This window comes from Hyphomonas sp. UBA4505 (genome assembly GCF_002388685.1).
Lineage (GTDB): Bacteria > Pseudomonadota > Alphaproteobacteria > Caulobacterales > Hyphomonadaceae > Hyphomonas.
Genome location: NZ_DGMZ01000010.1, coordinates 146,129 through 160,015 on the forward strand (window position 1 = coordinate 146,129; position 13,887 = coordinate 160,015).

A 13,887-nucleotide genomic window follows, 5' to 3' on the forward strand; every position below is an offset into this window, starting at 1 on the left:
GGGCCTAACCCTGCATTTCCTCGAGTTCGAGACCTTTGGTTTCCCTGACCGCCTTGAAGACGAAGAAGACGGAAATCAGCGCACACACAGCGTAGAAACCGTAAGCACCCGCCAGACCGATACCAGCCGTTGCCAGCATGATCGGAAAGGTCATCGTGATCGCGAAGTTGGCGATCCATTGCGCAAAGCCGGAGATGGCGAGACCTGCGCCGCGAACTTGGTTCGGGAACATCTCACCAAGGGCGACCCACATGACAGGGCCCCATGACGCGTTAAAGAACACAACATAGGCATTCGCGGCGAGCAGAGCGATCAAGCCAAAGCTGCCGGGCAGACTGACTGCCCCATCAATCGTGACCGCTTGTGAGAAGCAGAATGCCACGATGGCAAGTGTGACCGTCATACCGACCGAGCCGATCCACAATAGTGGTTTGCGACCGATCCGGTCGATCAGCAGCAGCGCAATGATCACGGCAATAATCGAGACCGCACCGGAAATGATGTTGATCAGCAAGGCGTCGCTTTCGGAGAAGCCAACCGCCTGCCAGAGCACGGCGCCATAATAGAAGACGACATTGATACCAACAAGTTGCTGGAACACGGCAAGACCGATACCGACCCAGACAATGGGTTTGAAACCGAATTGACCAAGCGCGTCCTTGAGGGACGGCTTGTGATCATTGGCAAGCGACTGCTCGATCTCGTCGACCTTGCGGTGAGCGGCCTTGGCACCAGAGAGACGCGAGAGCACCGAACGCGCCTTGTCTGTAGAACCTTGTGCCACGAGGTAGCGCGGGCTTTCCGGAATGAACAGAAGAGCCACGAGGAAGAATGTAGCCGGCAGCAATTCCATCCAGAACATCCAGCGCCACGCTTCAAAGCCGAGCAGCCATTCATTCATGGCAGACCCGCCAGTTGCTTGCGCGATCAGATAATTGGACACGAATGCCAGAAAAAGCCCGCTGATGATGGCGACCTGCTGGATCGACGTGAGGCGACCGCGATATTTGGCCGGAGCAACTTCGGAAATATAAGCTGGTGACATGACGCTTGCGGCGCCGACCGCAAGACCACCAATGATGCGATAGACGACAAATTCCGCCGACGAGCCCGCTACACCGGAGCCCCATGCGGAGATTATGAAACAAACCGCAGCAACGATCATCATCGTGCGACGACCGAACGCATCCGACAATGTGCCTGCCAGTGCCGCGCCAACTGCACAGCCAAGCAGCATGGAGGCAACGTTGAAACCTGTGCCCATTTCTTGCGAGTTGAAGGCAACACGGAGACCATCAACAGTTCCGTTGATGACGCCTGAGTCAAAACCAAAAAGAAATCCGCCGATCGTGGCGACGGCGGTGATCAGCAGAACCTGGCCAAAACTGCCCTGTCCTGTATCCATATTTACAGTCGATGATGCGTCGCTCATACCGCGCGCCCTCCCTTGTTTCGCGGCAGGCAACCCCCTGCCCGCTTTTTACTTATACCGAAGTCTAGCCTCGAATGTTATCGCCAACAAGAAGTCTATCAAAATTGAGTTGTCAACGTTGACAAGTGTTTCTGCTGCAACGGCTCCTACGAGTCGGGGCGACGACGATGCGCCAGTTGCGCATCATCGCAGGCTGAGGTCCAGCACGAATGGAGAAGGGAATTGCCGCCTATTTGGCGGTGGCGCAGCTCTGATTATATGAGGCAATGTCCTGATTGAACTGGCGTGCAACGGCTTGCAGCCCACGCTCTTTTGCCATCAGCTCCTTCCTGGCAGTCTGATAGGCAGACTTGGTCTCATCAGCTGTCGCAGCGTGCGCAGGCGAGGCCAAGCGATGGATTTCAGCGTCTTCCCAAACCTCACCCAACTCTTCCACACGGATCGCCAATTCATCACGTATGGCCCGCAGCGTTTCGATCTCCGCCTTCTTCGGCGCCATGGTTGCCGCCATGGCATTGCACCGCTTCACGTCCGCAGTCGTCATCGCCTGAGCGACGGCTGTTTGTGCAGCAATGACAAGCATGAAACTGGCGACAATGGATTTCATCATGAAACGGGACCTCTTGCTAAGTTCACGCTTTTTATGGCGGAAAGTCACTGAAGCAAAGCTGAACGCTGTTGCCCCCGAACCGCCTCATTTGAACGATCTCAGTCGCGCACCTGGCCTTCACGGGCACGACCGATAATGACAGCATCCATGATGCGGAATATGGCCGCAAAATCAGTCAGCAATTCCCGCACGCGATCCACACTATCGAGGGGTTTGAACATGCTGCCAGGCTCAAACAGGTTCCCTCCCTCCAGTGTGATGAACATCTCTCCACCATCAAAACACGCCTTCAGCCGACCGCCGTGGAATGCCTTTTCCAAGTCGACAAGATTTTGCATGAGGTCCGGCGTCAGGAGGTAGCGGCTCTCCACCTGATCGGTGGTGTAGACCTCAAATATCTTTTCAAACACCGGGTCTTCCAGCATGGCACGGGACATGCCCTTTCCCCCGCCAAATCGGTTGAAGAAGCCCGAATCACGCGTGATCAGCGTGCGGCCATAGAAGCGCTTGGAAAACTCGAAGCGCAGGCATTGGCCCTTGAAGACCGTTCTCCAGCGGGTTTGCGTATTGCCTTTGGAATCGGTCGACGTACTGCGCTCTTCGAGATGCGCCTCGAACAATTCGAAATCCACGCCTTTGCGCCGTCCCGTCAGCCGATCCTCATAATTGGCGCGGTCCCAGCTGGGCACGATTCCAACATCATGATGCTTGTAGATAGAGTCGACAGAGCCGGGCTCCGCCAAGAATTGCAGACCAAGCTTTCGCACAACGGGCAGGACAATCAGATCCTTGGCTTCCTTGCCCAGTCGACGCACATCACGGCCTCCCCAGTACAGATAGCCCACACCGACCACCACAGCGATGATTGCTGCGAAGGGATGCCGAACAAGAAACACGCCAGCAAGCGCACCGATAACAGCAACCGCGATCCCCACATAGCGGGCTTGTCGCGCCTTCGCGACGGCGACTTGTCGTTCGGCCTCACGAGTCAAAAGTGCTGGCCTGATCTCATCCTGGAACAGGCGGGGAAACTCCCGGAATTCCTCTGGAAGATCACCCAATGCCTTTACAACATCCGGATCGACAGGAGGTTGTGACGGGAGTGGATCGGTCGATGGCATATCCTGACTCATCTGGGGCGGCCTCTCATAAACAGACCGCCCCAGTCAAGCTTGGATTCCGTGACAGGTAAAACCTGTATCAGATATCGGCGTAGACGTGCCGCTCACCCGCGAAGCCCGGATGGGTCGTCGCGCCCTTGTGTGCAGGGCCGACCAGCGCGGCAAATTTTTGCAGCGCACCGGAGCCGTAGGCCGTAATACGCGGCTTCCACTGACGTTTGCGGTCTTCCAGCTCAGCAGGCGTCAGGCGGACATCAATCGTGCCTTTTTCGGCATCGATCGTGATGATGTCGCCATCCTTCAGCAGGCCGATGGGGCCGCCTTCCTGCGCTTCCGGTCCGACATGGCCAATGCAGAAGCCACGCGTTGCGCCGGAGAAGCGACCATCAGTAATCAGGGCCACCTTGTCACCCATGCCCTGACCGTAGATCGCGGCAGTGGTCGACAGCATCTCCCGCATACCGGGGCCACCCTTGGGGCCTTCGTATCGGATGACGAGAACTTCGCCTTCCTTGTAGTCGCGGTTGGACACGGCTTTGAAACAGGCTTCCTCGCCATCAAAGACGCGCGCCGGCCCGGAGAATTGCAGCGTGTGCAGTCCGGCCACTTTCACGATCGCGCCATCGGGGGCGAGCGATCCCCACAGGCCAACGACACCGCCGGTTGGCGAGATCGGATCGGTTGCCGGATGGATGACCTTCTGGTTCGGATCCCACTCGATGTCTTCGAGGTATTCTGCCCAGGTCTGTCCGGTGACGGTCAGGCAGTCGCCATTGATCAGGCCGGATTCGTGCAGCGTCTTCATCAGCATGGGCACGCCGCCCGCTTCGCCGAAATCCTTGGCAACATAGTCGCCACCGGGTTTGAGGTTCGCGATGTAAGGCGTCTTCTGGAAGATCTTCGCGACGTCTTCGAGATCGAACTGAACGCCGCACTCATGCGCCATGGCTGGCAGATGAAGCGCCGCATTGGTCGAGCCGCCGGTCGCGGCGACGACGATGGCCGCATTCTCGAAGGCTTCCCGCGTGCAGATGTCGCGCGGGCGCAGATTCTTCTCGACCAGTTGCATCACCACTTCACCACTGGCCACGGCATAGCCGTCACGGTCGGTGTAAGGCGCTGGCAGCGCCGAGGAGAGCGGCAAGGCGAGGCCGATGGCCTCAGAGACGCAGGCCATCGTGTTCGCCGTGAACTGGCCGCCGCACGCCCCGTCGCCAGGACAGGCGACCTTTTCCAGCGCGTGAAGTTTCTCGTCGGTCATCTCGTTCGAGCCAGCGGCATGCGCGCCCACAGCCTCGAACACGTCAAGCACGGTGACATCGCGGCCCTCATAGGAGCCCGGCAGGATTGAGCCGCCATAAAGGAAGACGCTGGGCACGTTGAGGCGCAGCATGGCCATCATCATGCCCGGCAGGGATTTGTCACAGCCAGCAATGCCGACCAGCGCGTCGTAGGAATGACCGCGCATGGACAGTTCGACCGAGTCCGCAATCGTGTCGCGGCTGACCAGCGAGGACCGCATGCCCTCATGCCCCATCGCGATGCCATCGGTCACTGTGATGGTGCAGAATTCGCGCGGAGTGCCGTCGCCCTTCTTGACGCCTTCGGAAGCCGCATGCGCCTGGCGCATCAGGGCTGTGTTGCACGGCGCCGCCTCGTTCCAACAGGACGCAACGCCAACGAGGGGCTTCTGGATGTCCTTGGTCGACAGGCCCATGGCGTAGAGATAGCTGCGATGCGGCGCGCGCTCCGGCCCTTGCGTAACGTGGCGGGAGGGCATTTTCGATTTGTCCCAAGTCTTGCTCATGACGGTCCTATCCTGTGTGTTCTGCAATGCCCCTAGCGCGCAATCCTGTTGCGGAAAAGGGACTATTCGCCGCCATAGATGGCAGTTCTTGCCCCTGAAGCATCCACGACCCCACGATACATGCCTTCGGAGTTGAAGACGAAGGCATATCCACCGTCACCATCTAGGACGATCACGCCACCATCGCCGCCGAGTTCTGCGACTTCTGCGAGCGCGGATTCAGCGGCCGATTCAATCCCGTCGCCCGCTAGTTTCACCCGGTCGCAAATGGTCTTTGCCACGCCCACGCGGATGAAATATTCGCCGTGTCCAGTTGCAGACACGGCGCAAACGCCGTTCTCGGCATAGGTCGCTGCGCCAATCAGCGGCGAGTCCCCAATCCGGCCCGCTGCCTTGGCTGTCATGCCGCCGGTCGTCGTCGCCGCGGCAAGATTGCCGTCCTGATCGATCGCGACCGCGCCGACGGTGCCATGACGGTCGGCGGCTGTCCGAACGCGCTCTTCGAGCACGCGCTCCAGAGACTGCCTGCGCCGGTCCGTGTCGAAATAGGAATTGTCGACCATATCGAGGCCCTGCGCTTCAGCAAAAGCGTCGGCCCCTGATCCGGCGAACATCACATGTTCGGACTTGTCCATCACGGCGCGCGCCGCCTTGATCGGGTTACGCACGCGGGTGACGCCAGCGACGGCGCCGGCATTGCGCGCACGGCCGTCCATGATTGATGCGTCGAGTTCATGAGTACCCGCCGCGGTGAACACGGCGCCGTGGCCGGAATTGAAGAGCGGATCGTCTTCCATCGGGATGACAGCCGCCTCGACCGCATCCAGCGCGCTACCACCGTTTCGGAGCACGGCTGCGCCAGCTTCCAACGCAGTCTCGAGCGCTGCGGTGTAAGCCGCTTCCTTTTCCGGGCTCATGCCTTCGCGGGTGATCACGCCTGCACCGCCATGGACCACCAGCCGCCACTCGGTCATGGTGGGCCCAGGGTCCGGGGTCGCAGCGCACGCGCCGAGGAGGACCGCCGACGCGATCACCAGTTTGCGGAAATTCATGAGAGCAACTCCTGTTCATGCTGAAACAGGATGCCCGCATTGGTCAGAGACCTTCAAGCCCCTTGCGGGCAGCTTTCAGCTTTTCCCTGCGCGCGGACCAGTCACGGATCCGCTCACGATTCTCTTCAACAATCTCTGGCGGGGCGCGCGAAACGAATTTCTCGTTTGAAAGCTTGCCCTCGGTGGATTTGATGTCCTTGTCGAGTTGGGCCAGCTCCTTGTCGAGCCGATTGCGGGCCTCGTCGATGTCGACAATGTCGGCCACCGAAAGCGCAGACATGGTCTCGCCGATGACCGCAGTCACCGCACCTTCGGGGGTCGCATCCGTCATCGAGATGTCTTCAAGGCGCGCAAGGCGCTTCAGGACGTCCTCATGGCTCATCGCGCGGTTTTCGATTTCCGCCCCGGCATTGACCAGGGTCAGCGGCAGCTTGGAGCCCGCCGGAACGCCCAGATCGTTCCGGAGCGAGCGCAGCTCGGTAATCATGTCGATCACCCAATTGATCTCTTCCGCGGCGGCCTCATCCGCGAACGGCTCAGTCGATGGCCAAGACTGGTGCATCAGGAAGCCCTTGGCCTCAGCGCGGCCCTCAGCGCGGCGTTCCCACAATTCTTCGGTGACGAAGGGCATGAAGGGGTGGAGCAGCTTCAGCGATTCATCCAGCACATAGCCGCAGACCATGCGGGTTTCCTGCTTGGCGGCATCGTCCATGCCTGCCAGCAGCGGCTTGATCAGTTCGAGATACCAGTCGCAGAGCGTGTTCCAGATGAATTTGTAGAGCGCGCCCGCAGCTTCGTTGAATTTGTAGTCCTCAATGCCCTTGCTGACTTCTGCCGCGCATTGGGAGAGTTCGGACAGGATCCAGCGGTTCACCGGGCTTTCGACCCTGGCATAGTCGATCTCCCCCGGCGCGCCGCACTCATTCATCTCGGCAAAGCGGGCGGCGTTCCAGAGCTTGGTGGCAAAGTTGCGGTTGCCTTCGACGGCCTGTTTGGAGAGGCGGATGTTGCGTCCCTGCCCGGCCATGCGGCCCATCGTGAAGCGTAGCGCGTCGGCGCCGTACTCGTCGACCAGTTCCAGCGGGTCCATGGCATTGCCCTTGGACTTGGACATTTTCTGGCCCTTCTCGTCGAGCACGAGCGCGTGGATGTAGACGTCCTTGAACGGAACTTCCCCCATGAATTCGAGGCTCATCATCATCATCCGGGCGACCCAGAAGAAGATGATGTCGAACGCGGTGACCAGCGTTGCCGTCGGGAAGAAGGTTTTCAGATCGTCCGTCTGCTCCGGCCAGCCCTGCGTCGAGAACGGCCAGAGCGCGGAGGAGAACCATGTGTCGAGGACGTCAGTATCTTGGACTAGATTTATCCAATAAGGCTTGGTTCCCCCAATATGTGATACTGAAAAGCCTTTTGGCTTTCCTGAGTCACAAAATACACTGAACTCCTCGCCGTAGTATTCTTCTGCTTGAATTATGGCCTCAGCCTCGTTGATTGCGCAGAATATCTTTTGCGCATGTCGTTCATCCGATAGACGGTCTCCGGTCGGGGTTTTATCATCAACACTCTCATCCGTTTTCAAGGTAGGACCATACCAAACCGGAATCCGGTGTCCCCACCAGAGCTGGCGGGAGACGCACCAGGGCTGAATGTTTTCCATCCAGTTGTAATAGGTCTTTTCCCAATTCTCCGGGACGAATTTGGTCTTGCCCTCTTTCACCGCGGCGATGGCAGGCTTGGCCATTGTCTTGGCATCGACATACCACTGGTCCGTCATCCACGGTTCGATGACGACATTGGACCGGTCGCCGAAGGGCTGTTCGATCTTGAGGTTCTCGATATCCTGTAGCAGCTCCGCGTCCTCGAAAGCCGAGACAACTTTCCGGCGTGCGTCAAAGCGATCCAAGCCGCGATACTCAGCCGGAATGCCGGCCGTGTCAGCCTCTTCGCCGTCCACGATATGCGCGGTCGCATTCAGGATGTTCAGCGGTGTGTGGCCCGCGCGCTTGCCGACTTCAAAATCGTTGAAATCATGCGCGGGGGTGATCTTCACGGCGCCAGAACCCTTGTCCGGATCAGCATACTCATCCGCAATGATCGGTATACGACGGCCAACAATCGGCAGTTCGACAAACTTGCCAATCAGGCCTGCATAGCGCGGGTCTTCCGGGTGCACAGCGACGCCGGTATCGCCGAGCATGGTTTCCGGGCGGGACGTGGCAACGACAATGTAGTCGCGCATATCCTGATCCACGACATTGCCGTCTTCATCCTTGACCGGATGCAGATAGGTGACGCCATCGGCGAGCGGGTAGCGTAGATGCCAGTAATGGCCCGGCACTTCGCGCTGGTCGACTTCAAGATCCGAGATCGCAGTCTGAAAGTGTGGGTCCCAGTTCACGAGCCGCTTGTCGCGATAGATCAGCCCCTTCTTGTGGAGCTCGACAAAGACCTTCGTCACTGCGCGCATCATGCTGTTGTCGGGATCGTTGCGGTCGCCCATTGTGAAGGCTTCTTTTGACCAGTCGCAAGACGCGCCGAGACGTTTCAGCTGGCCGACAATGGCACCGCCGGATTCCTCTTTCCAGTTCCACACGCGATCGACAAAGGCTTCGCGGCCCATGTCGCGGCGGGTGACATTGTCACCGGACTGAGCCATCTGGCGCTCGACCACCATTTGAGTCGCGATGCCGGCATGGTCGGTGCCCGGCTGCCACAGCACATTCTTGCCGCGCATGCGCTCGAACCGGATCAGGACATCCTGCAACGTATTGTTCAAGGCGTGGCCCATATGCAGCACGCCGGTGACATTCGGCGGCGGGATGACGATGGAATAAGCTTGTGCAGACGTGTCGCCGGAGGGTTTGAAGCATCCGTTTTCTTCCCAGGCCTTGTACAGGCGGGGTTCGGCTTCGGCGGGGTCAAATCTTTGGTCGAGCATCGTTTCAGGCGTATTCCATCTAAAAGAAAAGGCGCGCCAGTGACGGCGCGCCCTTCCCTATAACGTATTTGTCAGGAGAGGCTAGCGCGCCATGCGGGCGATGCGCTGTACTTCGGCCTCCACCTTTTCCTCGACGATCTTTGCAAGGTTGGCATCGAGCCAGTCCTTCATCATCGGCTTGAGCATCTCGCGTACGAGGCCCTCAATCGTATTGTCGCCGCCCATATCCATTTTGGAAATGAGTTTGCCGAGTGCACCAGCGGCCACATCGGCAGTCTGGTCGTCTGTCAGGATGGTTTGCTGATAACGTGCGGTAGCCGCCATGTCTTCCTCCACGGATACGGATGCAGCCACCGGTTCGGGGGCAGCGGGTTCAGGTTCAAGCTCTGGTTCGGGCTCCGGAGCGACTTCTTCAACGAGCGCTTCGGGAAACACTTCTTCTACGACTTCCTCAGCCTCTTCGGCCTTGGGGGCCGCCACGACAGCGCGCGCCGCGCCAAGCATTTCTTCGAAGCTTGGCGGCTCGCTGACTTCGTCGGCGCTGGAGTCGAATTGCTCGAATTCTACTTCAAAGGCGTCTTCGTCAGCCACGACCTCTTCGGCAGAAGCCTCGTCCGCTGCCGGTTCGTCCTCGAACATGACGTCATCAATATCGTGCAGATCATCCTCATCGAATGAGGCTTCAGCCTCGACAGGCGCGGAAGTCTCTTCGGCGTGCGCCGATTCTTCCGCCTGTGGAGCCGTGTCATCATCTGAGATGATCTTGCGAATCGACGCGAGGATTTCCTCCATCGTCGGTTCTTTGTGTGCTTCATTGGCCATGGCCAGCCCCTTGATATTTGGTGCAGTGCGAATCCCTATGCATTAACCGCTACGGGGATTGTGTTAACAACCGTTTATCGTCGTTAACGCGAGTCTCAGCCCGCGCCATCCAGAACCAGCATGTTCGGAGACAATTGTCCGGTCGCGCGCAGGAGATTGTGAGCGGCGACATAGGAGTCCCGCTCGGCCTGCACGAGGGCAAGCCGGGCTTCGAACAATTGCTGTTCCTGGTCCAACACATCCAGCGTAGTGCGAATGCCCACGGCCAGCTCTTCCGTGGCGCCGTCATAGGCGATCTGGGCTGCGTCGACCTGACGTTCGGAGGCCGAGATGGAGCGCAAGGAAGCTTCATAAGCGAACCAGGATTGTGCGATTTGAGCGCGAATGCTGCGCTGAAGCGTATCGATCTGGCGCTGCGCCTGAGCGCGCTGCAGCTTGGCCGATTTCACCTGGCTTTTGATCAGGCCGCCTGAAAGCAGCGGGATGGTGCCTTGGGCCACAGCTGAGACGCTCGAATCGCGCTGAGTGAAGTCATTATAGGTTTCCTGGCGCGCCGCAGTGCCCACGATGCTGATCTGAGGCTTGTACTGACCGCGGGCAACGTCAATTGCCTCGCGAGCCGCACGTTCAGCATGGCGGGCGGCGATCAGGTCCGGGTTCGTGTCGAGCGCGATCTGGACTGCTTCGTCCAGCGAGGCCGGAAGGGGCGGCAGCGGCGGCGGCGGCGCGAGATCGTCCGGCGCAAGACCGGTGAGGAACTGATAATTTGCAATATCTGCTTCGAGAACTGCTTCGGCGCCGGCCAGAGCGGCGCGCGCGCCTTCGAGGCGAGCTTGAGACAGCGAAACATCGGTCCGCGTCACCACGCCCACGTCGAACCGGTCAGACGCCGCACGGACCTGCTCACCGGTCACTTCGACATTGTTTTCGCGAATCGAAACGGTTTCGAGGTCGCTGCGCACATCGACATAGGCCGTTATGACCTGAAGGATGAGATCCTGGACGGCGGCATCATATTGCGATTCAGCGGCGTCCACGCCGGCCTTTGCCTGACGGATGCCGGCATTGATACGTCCTCCGGTATAAATGGGTTTGGCAGCCTGAATCTGGGCGCTGGCAATCGGACGGTCGCCATTCGTGCCGGAGAGCGACGCAAAAGCTGCGTTTGAATCTGTGTACTGGTAGCCAGCACTCCCAGTCAGATCGACCGTGGTACGCCCCTGTGAGCGGGCCTGCTCCACACTCTCACGAGCAATATCTGTCTCAACTCGCTGAGATTGCAGCCCCGGATTGGTTGCGAGCGCTGCATTGATGGCGTCGGCGAGTGTGTCTGCTTGTGCTGCGGTCATCCCGGTCAGGCCGAGGGCAAAAAGGCTGACAGAGAGGGATCGGTGGAAATTCATGCGGCGCTCCTTGAGACCCAGACCGACTGAGCCCCTTATATGCTTGATCCCTAATATAAGGGCTCTGACGGCATTAGTGAACACTGTTCACTTTTCTGGAGTCTTAACAAATTGTCGCGGCCTGTCGCTTGTCAGAAGACAAATGACTTCTTGCGGTCGAATGCAGGGAATTTTGGTGGAAAAGCATCGAATCCTTCGCGGGCCGATACTGTGTCGCCTGCGCGCGTGTAAACCTTGCCGCGTCCAAGCCCTTCCCGCTCGAGCGTCACGACGGCCAGTCGACCGCCCTCAGCCAACTGCGAAGTCCAGGCTTCTGGAAGTGTTTCGACCATGCCGCAGACATAGATAACGTCGAAAGGCGCCTGGTCAGGCAATCCTGCAGCGAGATCACCTTCGACGGCAACCGCCTGATCGATCCCAAGCGCTGCAAAGCGCTCTGACATGGCGTCCACGCGCGCATCGGTATCGTCGAGCGCGATAACGGTTTCGGCCAAATGACTGATGAGCGCCACCTCGTAGCCAGAGCCAGCACCAATCACGAGCACAATGTCGGATGGTTTGATGTCGGCCAGCTTGACCAATTTTCCCGTATCGCGCGGCGTCCAGAGGGCACGGCCCACGGACGTCTCGATTTCCAGTTCAGAATAGGCAACCGATTTGCGCGATGTCGGCACAAAGGCTTCGCGAGGCGTTTTCAGGAAAGCCGAGACGATATGCGGGTCAGAGACATCATTCGGGCGCACTTGCGTGTCGACCATGATCTCACGGGCTTTGTCGTAGTTCATCTCGATTCCCTCTCGGGCTTTGTTATAGCGCGCTTTCCCTGCCCTTTAACATGGGTTTTCGGGGGCGCAATGCGCGATAAACGCACGCCGCATGAAAAGGACAGATTGCAAGCTACGAAGTTCGTTGCTAAGTGACGCGCCTTCTGGGACGGCTCTGTGGCGGAGTGGTTACGCAGCGGATTGCAAATCCGTGTACGCCGGTTCGATTCCGGCCGGAGCCTCCAGACTTTCAAATGACCACTCCTATCCGCCACACGCCTGACCAGCGCGCCCCCACAGGTGCGCCAGCACCCCGACGCCCATGATTTCGGAGTCGTAAACGCGATCCGGCAAATTTTCCCTCACACATTTGCAAACCGTTTACAGCCCGTTAACCAATTTGAGGGATTGTGTACCTGTCTTCTCATGGAGACACCCACCATCACCCAACGCCTCGGCGGGAGCTTGTCTCCCGCCTTTTTTTTGCGGAATCTGCAAGTTTTTATGACTTCGCAGCATGTGGGGGCTTGAACGGGTATTCGGGTCTGCTATTCACCCGTCTCCGGCTGTTCCGCGATAGCTCAGTTGGTAGAGCAGGCGACTGTTAATCGCCCGGTCGTAGGTTCGAGTCCTACTCGCGGAGCCACTTCATCCTCATAAGCTCTTGTTATTGTTGTATTTTTACGGTGATTGAGCGCACTCACCCACCATAAAACCCACCAACGATTTTAAACGCCGGACGCTGCGAAGGAACAAACTGCATCATACTAGGTGTCAGCCTTTGCGCGGCTGTTCAAAAAAGAAGCGCGCTCGTCAGGCGACGCTTGAACGCGTCTTCGTTCTCCAAATCAGCGGGAAGGACGGAGAAAACCGGTCCAACACTATCACGCAAATGCGCTGCGATAGAAGCATCCTCGTATTGCGCCTCTACAAACAGGGACGTCGTTCGCACTTCTCCGGTTATTGTGGAAGAAACCTCTATCATGATGTCGGGGCGGACAGGACCGCCTGATGTTTCTAGAGCAAATAGCGGCATCTCCAACGAAATGCGCAAATCAGACCTTCGCTTCGCCAGCGACCATCGTATGGAATTCAAGGATTTCACAAGCGATCTGCCGAGCGTCGTCATTACCGGCATGAATTGGGTCGCACTATAAATCGGCTGCGCATACGCCCGCAGCGCGGCTAGACCGCCCTGCCCGGCACGATCCCCAATCACCGCTAGGATCAGGAAGGGGCCATCATCCACCAAGCCAATGCCCGGCGCGGTTACGACCCCGCCTTCAAGCTGAATATCCGCCCCTTCCGCGCCATGTATCGTTTCCTGTGAGGCAGACCGGGCAAACAGCGCCAGAAACCCTTGCAGTGGTGCCTCGTTGCTTGACGCTCTTTGGACCTGGCGGATCTGCGCGAACAACCGATTGCTGGTATACGCTTCCGGATGCGTCCCCAGAACCCGGGCAAGAGGAACACCTTTCGAAACCAGGACGTTCTCAGCGGCCGCGCGCAATCGCGAGAATTCCGCGGAGATGGACGGCGGCGCAGATGATTGTACCGGCGGCAGGTGATTAAGACGGGCCAATCTCATGAGACGCCAAAGCTGGCGCGCAAGCGGCGGCGGTGTGTATTGGCGTACTGAAGTGATCGACCTTAGTTGATCTCTGCCACCTGCAACCTTCCTGGCAGCCTCGTGATCTATGACCGAAAAGAACCCATCCGGTGGCCTGGCTGATGACGGTGCCCCTCGGACGCGACCTAATCCCGGTTCGGGGCGTTCCCTGAAAAACGGGCAGCTCACGGCGTGGAGCGGTCGTTTCGGCCCGACCAGTCGGCGTAAGTAATAAGTCTTGGCCGATGTTAGGTAGGCGGGTGCAATAAGCGGATAGATGTTTTCATCTGCGCGGCAATCGCACGCAAACCACTGATGGCTCTCTC

General features: G+C 58.7%; 10 protein-coding genes and 2 tRNA genes. 2 read left to right on the top strand and 10 right to left on the bottom strand.

Going from position 1 to position 13,887, the window contains the following annotated elements:
- Window positions 1-4: 4 nt before the first annotated feature.
- The 9 genes from B3527_RS06740 to B3527_RS06780 form a co-directional block, all read right to left on the bottom strand.
- Window positions 5-1,432, bottom strand: coding sequence for a sugar porter family MFS transporter (locus B3527_RS06740; protein WP_290479172.1), 1,428 nt, complete (start codon window positions 1,430-1,432; stop codon window positions 5-7).
- A gap of 229 nt (window positions 1,433-1,661) precedes the next feature.
- Window positions 1,662-2,042, bottom strand: a complete 381-nt coding sequence (locus tag B3527_RS06745; protein ID WP_290479173.1) for a hypothetical protein — start codon at window positions 2,040-2,042, stop codon at window positions 1,662-1,664.
- A 98-nt stretch (window positions 2,043-2,140) separates the two neighbouring features.
- Window positions 2,141-3,175 (bottom strand): DUF3137 domain-containing protein, encoded by a 1,035-nt coding sequence (locus B3527_RS06750; RefSeq protein ID WP_290479174.1) that lies wholly within the window; start codon window positions 3,173-3,175, stop codon window positions 2,141-2,143.
- A 67-nt stretch (window positions 3,176-3,242) separates the two neighbouring features.
- Entirely contained in the window at window positions 3,243-4,970 is a 1,728-nt protein-coding gene (gene ilvD, locus B3527_RS06755; protein ID WP_290479175.1) for a dihydroxy-acid dehydratase, read from the bottom strand.
- A gap of 62 nt (window positions 4,971-5,032) precedes the next feature.
- Window positions 5,033-6,022: an isoaspartyl peptidase/L-asparaginase family protein gene (locus B3527_RS06760; protein WP_290480663.1), complete on the bottom strand. Its 990-nt coding sequence runs from the start codon at window positions 6,020-6,022 to the stop codon at window positions 5,033-5,035.
- 43 nt (window positions 6,023-6,065) lie between these two features.
- The gene (locus B3527_RS06765; protein WP_290479177.1) at window positions 6,066-8,963 is read right to left on the bottom strand and encodes a valine--tRNA ligase; all 2,898 of its coding nucleotides are present in this window, start codon (window positions 8,961-8,963) and stop codon (window positions 6,066-6,068) included.
- An 81-nt stretch (window positions 8,964-9,044) separates the two neighbouring features.
- Window positions 9,045-9,785, bottom strand: a complete 741-nt coding sequence (locus tag B3527_RS06770; RefSeq protein WP_206992983.1) for a DUF2497 domain-containing protein — start codon at window positions 9,783-9,785, stop codon at window positions 9,045-9,047.
- A gap of 95 nt (window positions 9,786-9,880) precedes the next feature.
- The gene (locus B3527_RS06775) at window positions 9,881-11,188 is read right to left on the bottom strand and encodes a TolC family outer membrane protein (RefSeq protein WP_290479178.1); all 1,308 of its coding nucleotides are present in this window, start codon (window positions 11,186-11,188) and stop codon (window positions 9,881-9,883) included.
- A gap of 131 nt (window positions 11,189-11,319) precedes the next feature.
- Window positions 11,320-11,973 (bottom strand): protein-L-isoaspartate O-methyltransferase family protein, encoded by a 654-nt coding sequence (locus B3527_RS06780; protein WP_206992981.1) that lies wholly within the window; start codon window positions 11,971-11,973, stop codon window positions 11,320-11,322.
- Window positions 11,974-12,123: 150 nt separating this feature from the next.
- Here B3527_RS06780 and B3527_RS06785 point away from each other — a divergent pair.
- Window positions 12,124-12,197 (top strand) — tRNA-Cys (locus tag B3527_RS06785).
- A 325-nt stretch (window positions 12,198-12,522) separates the two neighbouring features.
- Window positions 12,523-12,598: transfer RNA gene (locus B3527_RS06790), tRNA-Asn, on the top strand.
- 147 nt (window positions 12,599-12,745) lie between these two features.
- On the opposite strand, the gene B3527_RS06795 is transcribed toward B3527_RS06790, so the two are convergent.
- Window positions 12,746-13,540, bottom strand: coding sequence for a hypothetical protein (locus tag B3527_RS06795; protein WP_051602715.1), 795 nt, complete (start codon window positions 13,538-13,540; stop codon window positions 12,746-12,748).
- Between the last annotated feature and the right edge of the window lie 347 nt (window positions 13,541-13,887).

Bases quoted from the DNA above. Each gene is read 5' to 3' on its own strand.
- B3527_RS06795 (WP_051602715.1), bottom strand. From the start codon at position 13,540: ATGAGATTGGCCCGTCTTAATCACCTGCCGCCGGTACAATCATCTGCG.
- B3527_RS06775 (WP_290479178.1), bottom strand. From the start codon at position 11,188: ATGAATTTCCACCGATCCCTCTCTGTCAGCCTTTTTGCCCTCGGCCTG.
- B3527_RS06780 (WP_206992981.1), bottom strand. From the start codon at position 11,973: ATGAACTACGACAAAGCCCGTGAGATCATGGTCGACACGCAAGTGCGC.
- B3527_RS06750 (WP_290479174.1), bottom strand. From the start codon at position 3,175: ATGAGTCAGGATATGCCATCGACCGATCCACTCCCGTCACAACCTCCT.
- B3527_RS06770 (WP_206992983.1), bottom strand. From the start codon at position 9,785: ATGGCCAATGAAGCACACAAAGAACCGACGATGGAGGAAATCCTCGCG.
- ilvD (WP_290479175.1), bottom strand. From the start codon at position 4,970: ATGAGCAAGACTTGGGACAAATCGAAAATGCCCTCCCGCCACGTTACG.
- B3527_RS06760 (WP_290480663.1), bottom strand. From the start codon at position 6,022: ATGAATTTCCGCAAACTGGTGATCGCGTCGGCGGTCCTCCTCGGCGCG.
- B3527_RS06740 (WP_290479172.1), bottom strand. From the start codon at position 1,432: ATGAGCGACGCATCATCGACTGTAAATATGGATACAGGACAGGGCAGT.
- B3527_RS06765 (WP_290479177.1), bottom strand. From the start codon at position 8,963: ATGCTCGACCAAAGATTTGACCCCGCCGAAGCCGAACCCCGCCTGTAC.
- B3527_RS06745 (WP_290479173.1), bottom strand. From the start codon at position 2,042: ATGATGAAATCCATTGTCGCCAGTTTCATGCTTGTCATTGCTGCACAA.